General features: G+C 36.4%; 14 protein-coding genes. 12 read left to right on the top strand and 2 right to left on the bottom strand.

Going from position 1 to position 16495, the window contains the following annotated elements; genetic code table 11:
- Positions 1–3 precede the first annotated feature (3 nt).
- Entirely contained in the window at positions 4–834 is an 831-nt protein-coding gene (locus G5W_RS0106010; protein WP_010095068.1) for a MetQ/NlpA family ABC transporter substrate-binding protein, read from the top strand.
- Between the two features lie 27 nt (positions 835–861).
- Here the strand turns inward: G5W_RS0106010 and blaI are convergent, their stop codons facing one another.
- Both blaI and G5W_RS0106000 read right to left on the bottom strand, forming a co-directional pair.
- Entirely contained in the window at positions 862–1275 is a 414-nt protein-coding gene (blaI, locus tag G5W_RS0106005) for a penicillinase repressor BlaI (protein WP_010095067.1), read from the bottom strand.
- A gap of 27 nt (positions 1276–1302) precedes the next feature.
- Complete coding sequence (locus G5W_RS0106000) at positions 1303–3054, bottom strand: BlaR1 family beta-lactam sensor/signal transducer (RefSeq protein WP_337445656.1); 1752 nt, start codon at positions 3052–3054, stop codon at positions 1303–1305.
- A gap of 216 nt (positions 3055–3270) precedes the next feature.
- Here G5W_RS0106000 and G5W_RS0105995 point away from each other — a divergent pair, with 216 nt between their 5' ends.
- The 11 genes from G5W_RS0105995 (at position 3271) to G5W_RS0105945 (ending at position 16367) form a co-directional block, all read left to right on the top strand.
- Complete coding sequence (locus tag G5W_RS0105995) at positions 3271–5277, top strand: penicillin-binding transpeptidase domain-containing protein (protein ID WP_010095064.1); 2007 nt, start codon at positions 3271–3273, stop codon at positions 5275–5277.
- Positions 5278–5300: 23 nt separating this feature from the next.
- The gene (locus tag G5W_RS0105990; RefSeq protein WP_010095062.1) at positions 5301–7352 is read left to right on the top strand and encodes a peptidoglycan D,D-transpeptidase FtsI family protein; all 2052 of its coding nucleotides are present in this window, start codon (positions 5301–5303) and stop codon (positions 7350–7352) included.
- Positions 7353–7546: 194 nt separating this feature from the next.
- On the top strand, positions 7547–7753 hold the full coding sequence (locus G5W_RS24980; RefSeq protein WP_138918974.1) for a YuzK family famiily protein: 207 nt from the start codon (positions 7547–7549) through the stop codon (positions 7751–7753).
- Between the two features lie 227 nt (positions 7754–7980).
- Positions 7981–8766 (top strand): Fe-S cluster assembly ATPase SufC, encoded by a 786-nt coding sequence (gene sufC / locus G5W_RS0105980; protein WP_010095058.1) that lies wholly within the window; start codon positions 7981–7983, stop codon positions 8764–8766.
- A gap of 17 nt (positions 8767–8783) precedes the next feature.
- Positions 8784–10091 (top strand): Fe-S cluster assembly protein SufD, encoded by a 1308-nt coding sequence (sufD, locus tag G5W_RS0105975; RefSeq protein ID WP_010095056.1) that lies wholly within the window; start codon positions 8784–8786, stop codon positions 10089–10091.
- Positions 10091–11311 carry a cysteine desulfurase gene (locus G5W_RS0105970; protein ID WP_010095053.1) on the top strand — a complete coding sequence of 407 codons (1221 nt, stop codon included), beginning with the start codon at positions 10091–10093 and terminating at the stop codon, positions 11309–11311. Before sufD ends, G5W_RS0105970 begins: the two co-directional genes overlap by 1 nt.
- On the top strand, positions 11301–11732 hold the full coding sequence (sufU, locus tag G5W_RS0105965) for a Fe-S cluster assembly sulfur transfer protein SufU (protein ID WP_010095051.1): 432 nt from the start codon (positions 11301–11303) through the stop codon (positions 11730–11732). Before G5W_RS0105970 ends, sufU begins: the two co-directional genes overlap by 11 nt.
- A 34-nt stretch (positions 11733–11766) precedes the next feature.
- A complete protein-coding gene (sufB, locus tag G5W_RS0105960; RefSeq protein WP_010095049.1) occupies positions 11767–13164 on the top strand; it encodes a Fe-S cluster assembly protein SufB in 1398 nt (465 codons plus the stop codon).
- Between the two features lie 617 nt (positions 13165–13781).
- Positions 13782–14597 carry a sulfite exporter TauE/SafE family protein gene (locus G5W_RS0105955; protein WP_010095047.1) on the top strand — a complete coding sequence of 272 codons (816 nt, stop codon included), beginning with the start codon at positions 13782–13784 and terminating at the stop codon, positions 14595–14597.
- 13 nt (positions 14598–14610) lie between these two features.
- Positions 14611–16002: a bifunctional metallophosphatase/5'-nucleotidase gene (locus G5W_RS0105950; RefSeq protein ID WP_010095045.1), complete on the top strand. Its 1392-nt coding sequence runs from the start codon at positions 14611–14613 to the stop codon at positions 16000–16002.
- Positions 16003–16061: 59 nt separating this feature from the next.
- A complete protein-coding gene (locus G5W_RS0105945; protein ID WP_010095043.1) occupies positions 16062–16367 on the top strand; it encodes a YunC family protein in 306 nt (101 codons plus the stop codon).
- The last annotated feature ends 128 nt before the right edge of the window (positions 16368–16495 follow it).

The following is a 16495-nucleotide window of genomic DNA, read 5'->3' as shown; positions in this document are numbered from 1 at the left end:
AGAATGAAGAAATTATTAGCAGTATTAGTTTTATTAATTGTAGGATTATTAGCTGCTTGTGGTAGTGACAAAGGTAGTAGCGACAAAGATGTGATCAAGATTGGTGCTACAAGTACACCACACGCGGAAATTTTAGAAGAAGCAAAGCCGATTCTTGAAGAAGAAGGTATTACAATCAAGATTGAAGAGTATTCAGATTACAGTTTACCAAACCTTGATTTAAGTGAAGGAACAATTGATGCAAACTATTTCCAACACATTCCGTTCTTTGAAGATGAAACAACTGATCCAGATAAAGGATATGATTTAGTGAATCTAGGTGGAATCCATGTAGAGCCAATGGGGATTTATTCTAAAAACATCACGAACATCGATGATATCCCTGAAGGAACAGAAGTAATCATTAGCCGTAACGTCCCAGACCATCTACGTATTCTAGAATTATTTGAAGCAGAAGGACTAATCACATTAGCAGATGATATCGATGAACAAAATGTAACAGAAGATGCAATTGCCGAAAATCCGTTAAACCTTAAATTCTTATTCGGTGAAGTAAACCCTGAATTCTTAATTGAAACATATAACACAGAAGAAGATACACTTATAGCAATCAATACAAACTATGCAATTGAAGGTGGGTTATCTCCACTAGAGGATGCTTTATTTATTGAAGGTGAAGAATCCGATTATGTTAATATTATTGCTGCCCGAGCAGAGGATGAAAATAATGAGGACCTTAAGAAAGTTGTAGAAGTTCTTCAATCAAAAGAAATTCAAGATTTCATTATTGAGAATTATAGTGGAGCTGTTGTGCCTGTTGGTGGGAACAACTAATCAATAGAAAAGCCAGTAAATGATCAATCATTTACTGGCTTGCTTTTTGTTTGTGGTGGAAGGTTCTTTGTTGCCTCTATCTAAGATGCTCTTCAATTCATCAATTTCGGCTTCTGATAAGGAATCCTCTTCCATAAATTGTACTAGAAGTGACTTGAGTGTACCTCCATAGATACGTTTGATAAATGATTGGGCTTCAGCTCTTTGACATTCATTCTGTGAGTACAGAGGATAGAAAGTATATACTTTTTGATTTTTATTAACTCCCACTACCCTTTTTTGAACAAGACGATCTAACATCGTACGAATGGTTTTAGGCTTCCAATCTACTCTTCCCTCTAAAGAAAGAATTACTTCATTTGCAGTTATGGGATTTTTCTTCCATAGAATTTGCATGACTTCCCATTCTGCCTCAGAGATACTAGGAACATATTTGGACATATAGAAATTCCTCCCTACATTGTTATCTTAATAAATACCAAGATCATTTAATATTGCTAAGGTTATTTCCGCTGCCGTACTTCCATTGGAATTAGCCTCACTCTGGATATTGGTAGCATATATATACGTGTTATCGGTCGTTTCAACAAACCCGATAAACCAACCACTTATATCTTTACCATTGATTGTACCTGTGCCGGTTTTACCAAAGAGTATGGAACCGTTTTTTTCTTCTAGTTTCATCACAGATTTTACTGTTTCAATATTTTGTTGATTGAACCCAAATTGGTTCGTGTAGAATGCATTTAGCAATTGAACTTGCTCAACGGGGGATATCCGTAACGATGACTCTAACCAGTACTGCTCAATGCCACCAGAAAGATCCTGATTTCCGTAATTTATTTGCTTAACATAGGAATGAATAGTATCTATTCCAACGTTTTTATCAATCTCTTGAAAGTACCAATTCACAGAATTAGTCATTGCTGTAGATAAATCTTGGTTATTATTCCATGCTTCATATGGATGTTCTGTGCCATCCCATTCTTTGTAAGAATCACTAGGTGAGATGACATTGGATTCTAGGGCTATTAATGCACTATAAATCTTATAAGTAGAATCTGGCGAAATTCTTGTAGTGCTTAAATCTTTATTGTGAATCTCGTATTGGTTTGATCGGGTATTATACAGCACAAAACTTCCATCATATCCCTTGAAGTGTTCATCTAAATTGACATATTCTGCTTTGTTACTATTAAATTGGTACTTATTATGGTCAACCGCCATTGCAGAAATAAATGGTATTTGCCCCATGATTATAATACCAACTAATAAGAATATGGTAATACTCTTTCGTTGTAATTGTTTGGTTTCGGATTGGAAAGCCGCAATCTTTCTAATACGTTTTGTTATTTGTTTTTTGGAACCATTAAGTTGGTTTTCTAGCGAGAATCGCTTCAGTTTAGACGAAAAATCAATAAATCGAAGAATTGTTTTTCCGTATGCTGAATAGTTGTCAGATTCGATTGATTTTAATACAGCCATGTCACAAGCTATTTCTCGATCTAACTTCATTTCTCGAAAGGCGAACCAAATTAGGGGGTTAAACCAATATATAATTTGAAAAAATACAATCCCATAATTTGATACTATATCGTTATATTTATAATGATTTAACTCGTGCAGAAATATATGGTTGATATCTTCTTTTGAAAGATATTCATCAAAATGTGTCGGTAATACAATATACGTTTTGAAGATGCCAAAGGTCATGGGAGATTTAATTAGCGGTGACTCTCCGATAATTAATCGTTTAGAAATATTTAATTTTTGTTTGGATTGTTCAAATATTCTCCAATATTCTTCGTGTTCCACCTCGGATATACTCTGTTTTATCTTCCTCAAATTAAACCATGCAATCAACGTTAATATCGAAAATAAGCATATACCAGATATCCAAATGATTCCAATTACTGTATTTAGAATCCCTGATGTGGATTGGTTCACGGAAACGGTAAAGTCTTGTATCCAATTTTCCTGGGTTTGTAATGGTGCAGTCTCAGAAATGGATGAACCGATACTACTTCTATTTCCAGAATTCCAATTAAAAAAAGTGAAAGTGAATTTTTCACCTATATCTATCCAGTTACTAGGTATAAACGGGAGCATTAATCCAAGAAATAAGAAGTACCAGATGTGGTGCTGCCATTTTGCTGAAAGTTGATTATGAAAAATCTTTTTTATTAGCATTATGATTACCACAGTGTAGGAAGAAACCATAAAGCATAGGCTAAGCTGAGTAAGGAACAAATTACTCATCTCCATTCTTCTGAGATTTCAATTGTAATACAAAAATAGTAGCATTTTGTTAACCAAATCGCAAATAAAGGAGTAAAGTAATTGACATATTTGGACTACATTTGTAGTATTGTATTACAAATGTAGTCTAAACAAGTTTGAAATTTTATATACATTTTTGGAAGGGAGATGTTTTGTTTGAATAGATGCTTGTACGCTTTCGTTTTAATCGGAATACTAGTATGCACAATAGGATGTTCAAAGGATAAGAATCCTGAGGCAATTATAAACTCCTACTTGTCAAGTTGGGAAGAAATGGACTATGAAGCTATGTATGAACTTCTCTCTGAACGATCAAAGGAAATGATAGATAAACAAGAATTTATCGAGCGATATAAGAATATTTACTCGGGAATAAATGCAACGAATCTACACATGAAAAGTTTGTTTACGATGACTGAAAATCAAGATAATCAAACGATACCTTTTGATTATCAAGTCACCATGCAGACGGTAGCAGGTCAGATTGAATATAAGCATACAGCAACTATAGTGATGGAAGACAATGATTCAGGAGAAGATTGGTATATTGACTGGGAACCATCACTTATATTTCCATCTTTAGAAGAAGGTGATCGGGTTTCCGTACAGAAATTGAAAGCTTCAAGAGGTGAAATTAGGGATAGACGTGGTAGTGGATTAGCTATTAATGCCAATGCAAATATAGTTGGAATTGTTCCAAGTAAACTTGGGGAGGATTCTGAAAGTGGTATCTCAGAGCTTGCGAAATTATTAAGTATTTCGGTTGATGAGATAAATAGTAAATTAAATGCAACTTGGGTAAAGCCCGATCTTTTTGTACCAATTACCATACTTCCAATGGATGAGAATGATATACAACCTTACCTGGAAATTCCGGGCGTAGCAATTCAAGAAAATGTTGTTCGTACATATCCCTTTGGAGAAGCGACAGCACATTTAACAGGTTATGTTCGCGAAATAAATGCAGAGCAACTCTCTAAGTTAAAAGAAAAAGGCTATTCCACTGGAGATATTTTAGGTCAAATAGGTCTAGAGTCTATGTTTGAAGAGGAACTGCGAGGGGAAAACGGATGGCATATTTCCATAAAGAAAGCAGATGGTAGTTTTAAAGAGACACTTGCCAAAAAAGAGCCTGAACATGGTAAGGACATACATGTAACTATTGATGCAATGTTACAAGTTGAAGTCTATAAACAATTTGCAAAAGATGCTGGGACTGCAGTAGCATTAGATCCTTTAACTGGCTCGGTTTTGTCCTTAGTCAGTTCACCTTCATTTGACCCAAATGCTTTTGTTCGAGGACTTACAGAGAAACAGTGGAAAGAGTGGAGTGACGACCCTGATAGTCCATTTTTAAATCGATTTACGAATCGCTATGCTCCTGGTTCTGTCTTTAAAACAATTACTGGTGCGATAGGATTGAAAACAGGTGTTACTAAAACAGATGAAGTTAGACGGATAGATGGACGATATTGGACGAAGGATGAATCATGGGGGGATTATTATATAACACGTGTTATAGAGAGACCATCCGTTGATTTAAAAGATGCTTTTGTCTACTCTGATAATATATTTTTTGCTCAAGAAGCGTTAGATATGGGAACCGAAGTATTTCTTCAGGAAGCAACAAAATATGGATTTAATGAGGAAATTCCTTTCCCGTTTTCGATTATACCTTCCACTCTCTCTAATGATGGAATTCATAATGAAATTCAATTGGCAGATACATCGTATGGTCAAGGTGAAGTAATGATGAGCCCAATTCATCTTGCGGCCATATATACGACAATTTCAAATAATGGAGACATGTTATACCCAACTCTATTACTAGAAAATGAACGGAGGGTTTGGAAGCAGAATCTGATTAAACCCGAAATAGTAGCTTTATTGCACAATTATTTGCTTCAAGTAGTAGAAAATCCAGCCGGTAGTGCACACGGTACTTACATCTCTGGTATGTCCATTGCAGGAAAAACTGGTACGGCAGAGATAAAAGCGAGTAAAAATGATGACAACGGAACAGAGAATGGTTGGTTTATTGGGCTTGATAGTAAGAATTCTAAACTTTTATTGGCCATGATGATTGAGGATGTAAAGGACAGAGGAGGCAGTAGTTATGCTCTTCCTAAAGTCAAGGACATCTTTCAATTCTACCTACATTAAATAAAAGTGGAGAGAAAAAAATTATGGTTAAAAAGAGAAAAGAAGAGCTACCATTCCGAATAAATATTCTGTTCATTATCACTTTTATCTTATTCTGTGCATTAATAATTCAGTTGGGTGTGGTACAGATTTTGAATGGAGAGGAGTTTCAATCTGAGATTGACCGAACTAGTCAGGATGTTATCCATAATCCTACACCAAGAGGGAAAATATATGATCGCAATCATCGTGTAATCGTCGATAATCAACCAGTGAAAGCAATAACTTATACCCCACCGAAGGGAACCACATCTGAAGAACGACTGGATATAGCAATAAAACTCTCTGAATGGATGGAAATCGTTCCTGAAGGAGAGAGTCCTGATACGTTTTATAATAAAGAATTAACCAATAGAGACTTAAGGGAATATTGGTACTTACTAAATGTGGAGGAAGCAAATAATAGGTTATTAACAAAGAATGATATGAGTAATGGGGAACAGTATAATGCCATACTGGAGTTAATAACGGAGAATGAAATAGGTAATCTTACAAATTATGATAAAAAGGTTATAACGATAAAAAAAAGGTTGGACCAAGCGGTAGAGCTCACCCCATTTCCAATTAAAAATGATGGAGTAACTACAGAGGAGTATGCCAAGATAGCTGAAAACTTAAAGGTGCTTCCAGGAGTGAATGTTACAACAGATTGGAATAGATTGTACCCGTATGGAGATGCGATACAAAGCTTACTTGGAACAGTTACAACCCATAAAGAGGGAATACCTGCTGAAACAGCAGATGATTACTTAGCGCTAGGCTATAGTCGTAATGAACGAGTGGGAAAAAGTGGTCTTGAACTGAAATATGAACCAGTTCTAAAAGGGAGAAAAGAACAAATAAGCTATAAAACGAATAAACTTGGGGAGATTGTAGATAAAGAAATATTAGTCAAAGGTCTAGCGGGTAAAGATGTTGTCCTATCCCTTGATATAGAATTTCAGCAGTTAGTCGATAAGATATTAAAAGAAGAATTAGAGCGTGTGATTAAGAAATTTCCATATGAAAACAGACATATGAATGACGCTTTAGCTGTAGTTATAGAACCTAGAACAGGGGAATTATTAGCAGTTTCTGGTCAGCATTATAACAGAGAAAGTGATTCTTTTGTAGATGCCGCATATAAAACGATTTACGAACAACATATTCCGGGATCTGCAATCAAGGGAGCTACTGTATTGGCAGGGTTGGAATCTGGAGTAGTTACTCCTGGAGAAATGTTATATGATACGCCAATGAAAATTAAAGGGACTCCAGAAAAAAGTTCTTATACTGACAATGCTCTGGGCTGGTTAAATGATATTGATGCATTGAAGGAATCTTCGAATATTTACATGTTCTATATTGCACTGAGGATGGGTGGCGAGTATAACTATCAATATAATCACCCAGTTACGTTTAGAAAGGATGCCTTTCAAGTAATGCGAAATTACTTTTATCAATTCGGATTAGGAGTGCATACAGGAATTGACTTCCCAAATGAGGCTATTGGTTATAGAGGGACTAACCCTGTTGCTGGGAATCTAATGGACTTTGCTATTGGACAATATGATACGTATACGACAATGCAGCTTGCTCAATATGTCTCCACAATAGCTAATGATGGCTTACGTGTTAAACCACGTTTTTTAAAAGAAATTCGTAATCCAACTCCTTTCGAGAATAGTCTTGGAACGGTATACAAAAGTAATCCGACGGAGGCGCTTAATCAAATTGAAATAAGACAGGAATATATAGAACGTGTACAGGAAGGATTTCGACGAGTTTTCCAAGAGCCACGTGGTACCGCTTATGCAGAGTTCCGTGATAAGAAATATGATCCTGTTGGAAAAACAGGAACAGCAGAAAATGTCGTGAACGGTGAATATACGGAGAATCTTACATTGATTGGCTATGCCCCAATGGAAAATCCGGAGATAGCCATGGCAATTGTTGTACCACATACAGGAGAAGGTGAACATGTGAATGCTAGGATAGGTGAACGTATAATGGACGCCTATTTTACGTTAAATGGTAGTAAAGTAAGTACGTATTAATAAAACAGTGCGTCCTTTATCCAGTTCTAAATTTCATCTGATACGGAGCATTCTCGAGGAACTTCCTCAATATTTATAGAAATGAATATTATATAAACTTCATGTAGAAATTAAGCTGAATTCATCCTGATAAGGGATTCTATCAAACTTGGTGTCCGCAGTATCCTAGTGCTAAAATTATAATTGTCAAACAAATGAAAGGATGGTTCACTATCAATAGTGAGATTAAAATGAATTATACCTCGGAAATGGAAAAGGCCATGCAAACGTCACATAGAATTGGGTACGCGGATTACTGTCGAAATTTAGACAAACGAATGAAGGTTGAACGTAAGCGAACAGAAAACTATAAAAAAAGTAAGCAGATTGTTTCTGAAATAGATAATAATATATTTAAATAAGAATGGCTTATATGCTGGTGCTTTTAAGAGAGTACCAGTATTTTATTTTTAGAGAAAAATAGCAAGCTAGTACTAAAAGTTTCCTATTATTATATAGACAAGCTTGGATAACCTAAAAAAGTTGATTATAAATTCTAAATGCTATAAGATTGTAATGAGACTAAATTGAGAATGGATATCAATATTATCATATATCCAAAAACCTAATAATTTATGGAGGTATCAATATGGCAGGATCTACATTAGAAATCAAAAATCTTCATGTTTCAATTGAAGGTAAAGAAATATTAAAGGGTGTTAACTTAACAGTAAAGGGTGGGGAATTCCATGCAATCATGGGACCAAACGGTACTGGTAAATCTACATTAGCATCTGCTATTATGGGACATCCAAAATATGAAATTACGGAAGGTAGCATTCTTCTTAATGGTGAGGACGTACTAGAAATGGAAGTTGACGAGCGTGCACGTGCTGGTCTGTTCCTTGCTATGCAATATCCAAGTGAAATTAGTGGTGTCACTACTTCTGATTTCTTACGTTCAGCGATTAATGCACGTCGTGAAGAAGGTAATGAAATTCCTTTAATGCAATTTATTAAAGATTTAGATAAAGACCTAGATTTCCTAGAAATCGATCAAAGCATGGCTACTAGATATCTAAATGAAGGTTTTTCAGGTGGGGAAAAGAAACGTAATGAAATTCTTCAATTAATGCAAATTAAACCTGATATTGCTATCCTTGACGAAATAGACTCAGGTCTAGATATCGATGCTTTAAAAGTAGTTTCAAAAGGTATTAACAAAATGCGTGGAGAAGACTTCGGTTGCTTAATCATCACCCACTATCAACGCCTATTAAATTATATTACTCCAGACTTTGTACATGTTATGATGCAAGGCCGAGTTGTAAAATCTGGTGGTCCTGAATTAGCTCATCGTCTTGAGGCTGAAGGATATGACTGGATTAAAGAAGAATTAGGTATCGAAGACGAAACAGTTGGGCAAAACGCTTAAAAGTTAGGAGGGGTAATATGACTGTAGACACAAAGCTACCTTATGATAGAAGTTATATCGAACAGTTCTCAGCTGAGCGTAATGAACCAGAATGGATGAAAGAATTACGTTTAAACGCTTTAGATCAAGCTGAGTCATTAGAATTACCTAAACCAGATAAAACTAAAATTGGTAACTGGAATTTCACACGTTTTAAACATGTCGCTACAGGTGAAAAAATAGCTTCTTTGACAGATTTACCTGCTGAGATTCAAGATTTCTTTGATGTGGAAAATTTACCAGAAAATATTGTTATTCAGCGTAACCATACGGTAGCCTTCGCACAATTAAACGAAGAGCTATCCAATAAAGGTGTAATATTTACAGATATCTTCACTGCACTTAAAGAGCATGAAGACTTAGTGAAACGTTATTACATGAAAGATGCTGTGGCTGTTGAGGAACATAAATTAACTGCACTACATGCAGCACTAATGAATGGTGGAGTATTTGTATATGTACCCAAAAATGTACAAATCGAAGAACCACTTCAAGCAGTATTCTGGCAAGAAGATCCAGAAGTAGCATTAGTAAACCATGTGCTAGTTGTAGCGGAAGAAAATAGTGAATTAACTTATGTAGAAAACTACATTTCTAATAATAAAGAAGAAGCAACTGTTGCAAATATTGTAACAGAAGTGATTGCTCAAGATAATGCTAAGGTTTCATTTGGCGCGGTTGATAACTTTGCTGCTGGTACGACTACTTATGTAAACCGTCGTGGTGTTGGTTATCGTCATGCAACAATTGACTGGGCACTTGGACAAATGAACGATGGTAATACAGTATCTGAAAACGTAACACACTTAATTGGTGATGGTTCAGTTTCCAATGCAAATGCGGTTACAGTAGGTCGTGGAAAACAAATCCAAAACTTTACTGCTAAAATCGCACAATGGGGCAAGAATTCTGATGCACAAATTTTACAACGCGGTGTTATGAAAGAAAGTGCAACATCAATCTTTAATGCTATTGGTAAAATTGAGCATGGAGCTTCAGGAGCTAACAACGAACAAACATCTCGCGTTCTAATGCTTAGTGAAAAAGCACGTGGTGATGCAAATCCTATTCTATTGATTGATGAAGATGATGTTACTGCAGGTCACGCGGCATCTGTTGGTCGAGTAGATCCGATGCAGCTTTACTACCTAATGAGTCGTGGTATCACACAGGAAGAAGCAGAACGATTAGTTATTCATGGATTCCTAGATCCAGTAGTCGCTCAATTACCGATAGCTGCAGTTAAGAAGCAGTTGAAACAAGTAATTGAAAGGAAAGTTAACTAATGGATGTTAAAGCCATCCGGCAAATGTTCCCGATTCTCGATCAGGAAGTCAATGGTCATCCATTAGTTTATCTTGATTCTTCTGCTACTTCGCAAAAACCAATCTCTGTAATTGAGGCAGTGGAAAACTATTATCGTTTTGATAATGCGAATGTGCACCGTGGTGTTCACACTCTAGGTTCACGTGCAACGGATCAATATGAGGGTGCTCGTGAAAAGGTCCGAAGATTTATTAATGCAAGAAGTACTGCAGAAATAATTTTTAATCGTGGTACAACAACTGGGATTAATTCAGTTGCATTAAGTTATGCAAGAGAAAACTTAAAACCAGGAAATGAGATTCTTATTACGCCAATGGAGCATCATAGTAATATCATTCCTTGGCAGCAAGCTGCAAAAGTAACTGGAGCAACCTTAAATTATATTCCATTACAAGATGATGGAACAGTAGCTCTTGAGGATATTCGTAAGCTTGTAACGGAAAATACGAAAGTTGTTGCAATTGCACACGTATCAAATGTCTTGGGAACTATAAATCCAATTAAAGAAATAGCAAAGATTGCCCATGAAAAGGGTGCAATACTTGTAGTGGATGGTGCACAAGGTGTACCCCATATGAAAGTGGATGTACAAGATTTAGATTGTGACTTTTACGCCTTTTCTGGACATAAGATGTTAGCTCCAACAGGTATTGGTGTTCTTTATGGAAAGAGAGAACTGCTTGAGAATATGGAACCAGTGGAGTTCGGTGGAGAAATGATAGATTTTGTTTCCCTACAAGAATCTACTTGGAAGGAGCTTCCTTGGAAATTTGAAGGTGGCACACCTATTATAGCTGGTGCTATTGGACTTGCAGCTGCTATAGACTTTCTAGAAGATGTTGGAATGGATAATATTCTAGAACATGAACAAAAACTAGCCGATTATGTGATGGATCGCTTACGTACTGTTGAAGACATTAAGGTATATGGTCCGGAACATCGCGCAGCACTTGTAACATTTAATCTTGGTGATGTTCATCCACATGATGTAGCTACTGCATTAGATTCTTTTGGGATTGCAGTTCGTGCAGGACACCATTGTGCCCAACCACTTATGAAATGGTTAAATGTTACGGCAACAGCTAGAGCGAGCTTCTATCTATATAATACAGAAGATGATGTTGAAAAATTAGTGGACGGACTCTTGAAAACGAAGGAGTTTTTCGGTGATGTCTTTTAACAACTTGGAAACACTTTATAGACAAGTGATCATGGATCATTATAAAAACCCTAGAAATCGCGGTGCACTCCAAGGTGATGCACTTACAGTGGATATGAATAATCCTACCTGTGGTGATCGTATACAGCTCCAAATGCAAATTGAAGATGGCGTTGTGAAGGATGCAAAGTTTGAAGGGGAAGGATGTTCCATTAGTATGTCTTCTGCTTCCATGATGACTCAAGCTATTAAAGGTAAGAAAATAGCAGAGGCATTAGAAATGTCCAAGGTCTTCTCTGAAATGATGCTAGGGGAAGAAGTTGATTCGAATACCGATTTAGGAGATGCACAAGCATTAAGCGGTGTTTCGCAATTTCCCGCAAGAATTAAATGTGCTACCTTAGCATGGAAGGCAATGGAAAAGGGAGTAAATGACAAGTAATTAGTATGGATTAATACTAAAAGGAGGGTACAACATGGCAAAGAAAGCGCCTGAAATAGAAGAGTATAAATATGGCTTTCGTGATAAAGACGTATCTATTTTCCGTACAGAACGTGGTTTAACACGTAGAGTCGTAGAAGAAATTTCAAAGATGAAAGAAGAACCTGAATGGATGCTAGACTATCGCCTAAAAGCATTAGAGCATTTCTATGAGCGTCCAATGCCTCAATGGGGTGGAGATTTATCTGGTTTAGATTTCGATGAGATTGTTTACTATGTAAAACCTTCGGAGAAACAAGGTAGAACATGGGATGAAGTCCCAGCTGAAATCAAACAAACATTCGATAAGCTAGGTATACCTGAAGCAGAACAGAAATACCTTGCTGGTGTATCCGCTCAATATGAATCAGAGGTTGTTTACCACAGCCTTAAAGAAGATCTTGAAGAAATGGGTATTATCTTCAAAGATACAGATACTGCATTGAAAGAAAACGAAGATTTATTTAAAGAGTATTTTGGAACAGTAATTCCATACTCTGATAATAAATTCTCTGCTTTAAACTCTGCAGTATGGTCTGGTGGTTCATTTATCTATGTTCCAAAAGGTGTTAAAACAAATACACCACTTCAAGCATACTTCCGTATTAACTCTGAGAATATGGGACAGTTTGAAAGAACATTAATTATTGTGGATGAAGGCGCATCTGTTCACTATGTAGAAGGATGTACAGCACCAGTTTATACAACAAACTCACTACACAGTGCGGTTGTAGAAATCATCGTTAAGAAAGATGCATACTGCCGTTATACAACAATCCAAAACTGGGCTAACAACGTGTATAACCTAGTTACGAAGCGTGCTGTATGTGATGCGAACGCAACAATGGAATGGATTGATGGTAACATCGGTTCTAAATTAACGATGAAATACCCTGCAATTCTTCTAAAAGGTGAAGGAGCTCGTGGTAATACAATTTCTATCGCGATTGCAGGTAAAGGTCAAGTACAAGATGCTGGTGCAAAAATGCATCACTTAGCACCAAATACATCTTCTACTATCGTATCAAAATCATTCTCAAAACAAGGTGGTAAAGTATCATATCGTGGTATCGTTCATTTTGGACGTAAAGCAGATGGCGCACGTGCGAACATCGAGTGTGATACATTAATCCTTGATAATGAATCTACTTCTGATACTATTCCATATAATGAGATTCTAAATGACAATATCTCATTAGAGCACGAAGCAAAAGTTTCTAAAGTATCAGAAGAACAACTATTCTACCTTATGAGTAGAGGTTTAACAGAAGAAGAAGCTACAGAAATGATCGTAATGGGCTTCATCGAACCATTTACAAAAGAACTTCCAATGGAATATGCGGTTGAAATGAACCGTTTAATTAAGTTCGAAATGGAAGGTTCTATTGGATAATACCTATAAATTCTCCCCCTAGTACAGATGTTGTATTAGGGGGTTTTTATATAGTGTCAAAAAACAAACTTGGGGAGCGTGGGGGGATTCCTCGTAGTAACGCCACTAATAGTTTGTATCGCGCGGGTGCGAATAAAAGTTACGCGTGGTTTTTTGAAACTTGCTCGAGAACTATGCACCCGCGTTAGAAAGAAATTATGCCGCGCGCATGTAATAGATACAAGCGCGAGATTTATACTGTCTTGCGTAATACAGTACTATTATTTGCGCCTAATCATTCATTGAACCCACGTGAGCTTGCATCCTTCGCATGACTAGAAACAAATGTAACGCATCCCTCTAATAATTCCGCGCAAGATAGTATATAGATAGCGCTGGGAAACACAAAACTCACGAGAGTACCATCCTGCCGCGTGGGCAATAGAATATCCCGCGTGACATTAACTAAGATAGGCGCAAGTTAATATTTACCCCTCTCAAGAAAGAGTATGGACCGAGTGAGTATCCTGATTAAGTGCACTTACACCTCTTAACAGCATTTTTACATCCAACTGTATAGGCTTCTCTTCAAAACAATGTTAAAATAATAGTTACAAATAGATACAGAGGATATTAATATGATATTTATTATTTGCTTAACAATTGGAATACTAACAGCATTTTTAGGTAGCTTAGTTGGTCTTGGAGGTGGGGTTATTCTCATTCCAAGCTTGTTATTATTACAACAATTTGTGCCAGGGTTCGAGTGGGTAACTCCACAGTCTATTGTGGGGATTTCATTAATCACCATGGTATTTACCTCCCTTGCTTCAACACTAACCTATTTTAAAGAAAAAAGAGTGGACTATAAGACGGGATTGTTATTTTTAATTGGAAGCATCCCCGGTAGTATGCTAGGTTCTTGGTTAAATCAATTTATGAGAACGGAACAATTTCTACTTTACTTTGGAGTCTTAATTATTCTAATTTCCATGCTACTATTTTTGAAGAGAAATCCAGAAAAGAAGAGAATGAATGGAAATAGTATGAGAAGTTTCCAAGTGGGAGATAACGTCTATGAGTATTCCATTTCCATACCGTTAGCTATTATTTTAGCGCTTGTAGTGGGAACTTTGTCGGGGTTATTTGGAATTGGAGGGGGATCTATCATGGTGCCGGCAATGATCTTACTGTTTGGATTCCCGGTACATATTGCAACAGCAACTTCCATGTTTATGATCTTTTTTGTAAGTATGATGGGAGCAAGTTCACATATTTTTCTTGGACATATTGCTTGGGAATATGTATTATTCTTCATTCCGGGAGCTTGGATTGGTGGAAAGGTTGGTGCCAAAATTAGCCAATTATTAAAAGGAAATACCCTCGAATGGATATTACGAGTAACGTTAATACTTATTGGAATACGTATGATAATGAATGGTTTATCCGTATAAGGAGTTTTATAACGTGCAAGAAAAAATATACTTTTACTATACTAATGATTTACACAGTAATTTTGGTCAATGGCCAAAAGTTGCCCAATATATGAAAGAAGCCAAGGCCAAACGAAAAAAGGATTCGTATTGGCTATTTGATATTGGTGATCACGTAGACCGTGTTCATCCAATCTCTGAAGCGCTCAGGGGGAAAGGTAATGTTGAACTGTTAAATGATATTGGTTACGACCTTGTCACAATTGGTAATAATGAGGGAATAACATTTTCCCATGAGGACTTATACCACCTATATGATGAAGCAAATTTTCAAGTAGTGTGTGCTAACTTAGTGAGTCTGGATAATAATCAACCGGATTGGCTTTCAGCATACGTTAAATTGGAATCAATCCAAGGTGTAAAAATCGCTGTGATTGGACTTACTGCTCCTTTTAATGATTACTATGAGTTATTAGGGTGGCATATAGATGACCCATATATCACAATTGAAAAAATAATAAGAGCATTAAAAGGAACGGTAGATATTATCGTGCTACTATCCCATTTAGGCATCAGTGAGGATCAAGAGATTGCAAGGCGATTTAGCGAGATAGACGTTATTATTGGAGGACATACACATCATTTACTTCGAACAGGTGAAGAAGTTAATCAAGCTATCATAACAGCTGCTGGAAAGCATTGTTATGATGTTGGAGAAGTTATCCTCACATGGGATCACGATGAAAATAAACTAGTTAAGAAAGAAGCGTACACGACTGATATTTCAGATTTCCCACAAGAACCTGGAACAGTGGACAAACTTCAAATATTACAAATGAAATCGGAAAATATCCTTGATCGAACAGTTGTTACAATTGATAATCCAATAGAAATGGACTGGTATATACATTCTGATATTATGCAGTCTTTAACTGATTTTATAAGGGAAAAAACAGGTGCGGAGTGTGCCATGTTTAATACGGGATTATTATTGGACGGGTTTCCGAAGGGGGATATCACATTAGGGGATATCCATCGAATATGTCCTCATCCAATAAACCCGTGTATTGTGGAATTATCAGGAAATGAAATTACAGAAGTTGTTCGAGCGAGTTTAACAAAAGAATTTATGGAGTACCACTTAAAAGGATTTGGCTTTAGAGGGGAAGTATTGGGGAGAATGATATTCTCCGGTATACAAGTTGAGACAGGAAGACATCCGAGTGGTCAAGAATATGTGAAAGAGATCTTGATGTATGACAAGCCACTTGATAATGAAAAGGTATATTCAGTCGTTACAGCAGATGCATTTACTTTTGGTAGATTATTACCTGAAGTAGCAAAATCGGAAAAGAAGACGTATATCTTACCTGAATTTATACGGGATTTCTTAGCAGATACATTAAGAGAAAAATTTGGGTCGTGACACATATCATCCTTCTTGCATAGTAATATAGTGTACATTACGAAGGAGGAATTTTGTTCATGATTACAATTAATCCCCTCGAAGTAGATGGAATTATGTTTACAGCGATAAAAGTTGAACTTCCAAAAACAAATCTTTTAATGATTACCAATGAAATTGGATACATTATGTGTGGAGCTCTAGACGTGGACCTACTTAGTGAAAAATTGAAGGAACGTGAGGTTATTGCTGCACGTGCTGTCGGCGTTCGAACTATAGATGACTTATTAAACGCTCCATTAGAAAAAATTACAGATGCTTCCAAAGAAAAATTCGGTTGGCAAGTTGGTATGAGTGGAAAGGAAGCATTAAAACGAATATCATAGTCAAATGTCTCCTAGTGAGACATTTTTGTTTTTTTTGCTTATCTCCAATAGATTTTTATGGCTAGATTTGATACGATAAACGTATGTATTTTTGTCGAAAAGTGCCGAGATGATGGCGGATTAGGAGT

The sequence above is a fragment of the Ornithinibacillus scapharcae TW25 genome (assembly GCF_000190475.1).
In the GTDB taxonomy this organism is placed as follows: Bacteria; Bacillota; Bacilli; order Bacillales; family Amphibacillaceae; genus Ornithinibacillus; species Ornithinibacillus scapharcae.
Note: the sequence above shows the minus strand (reverse complement) of the source record. Positions and strands in the feature narration are given on the sequence as shown.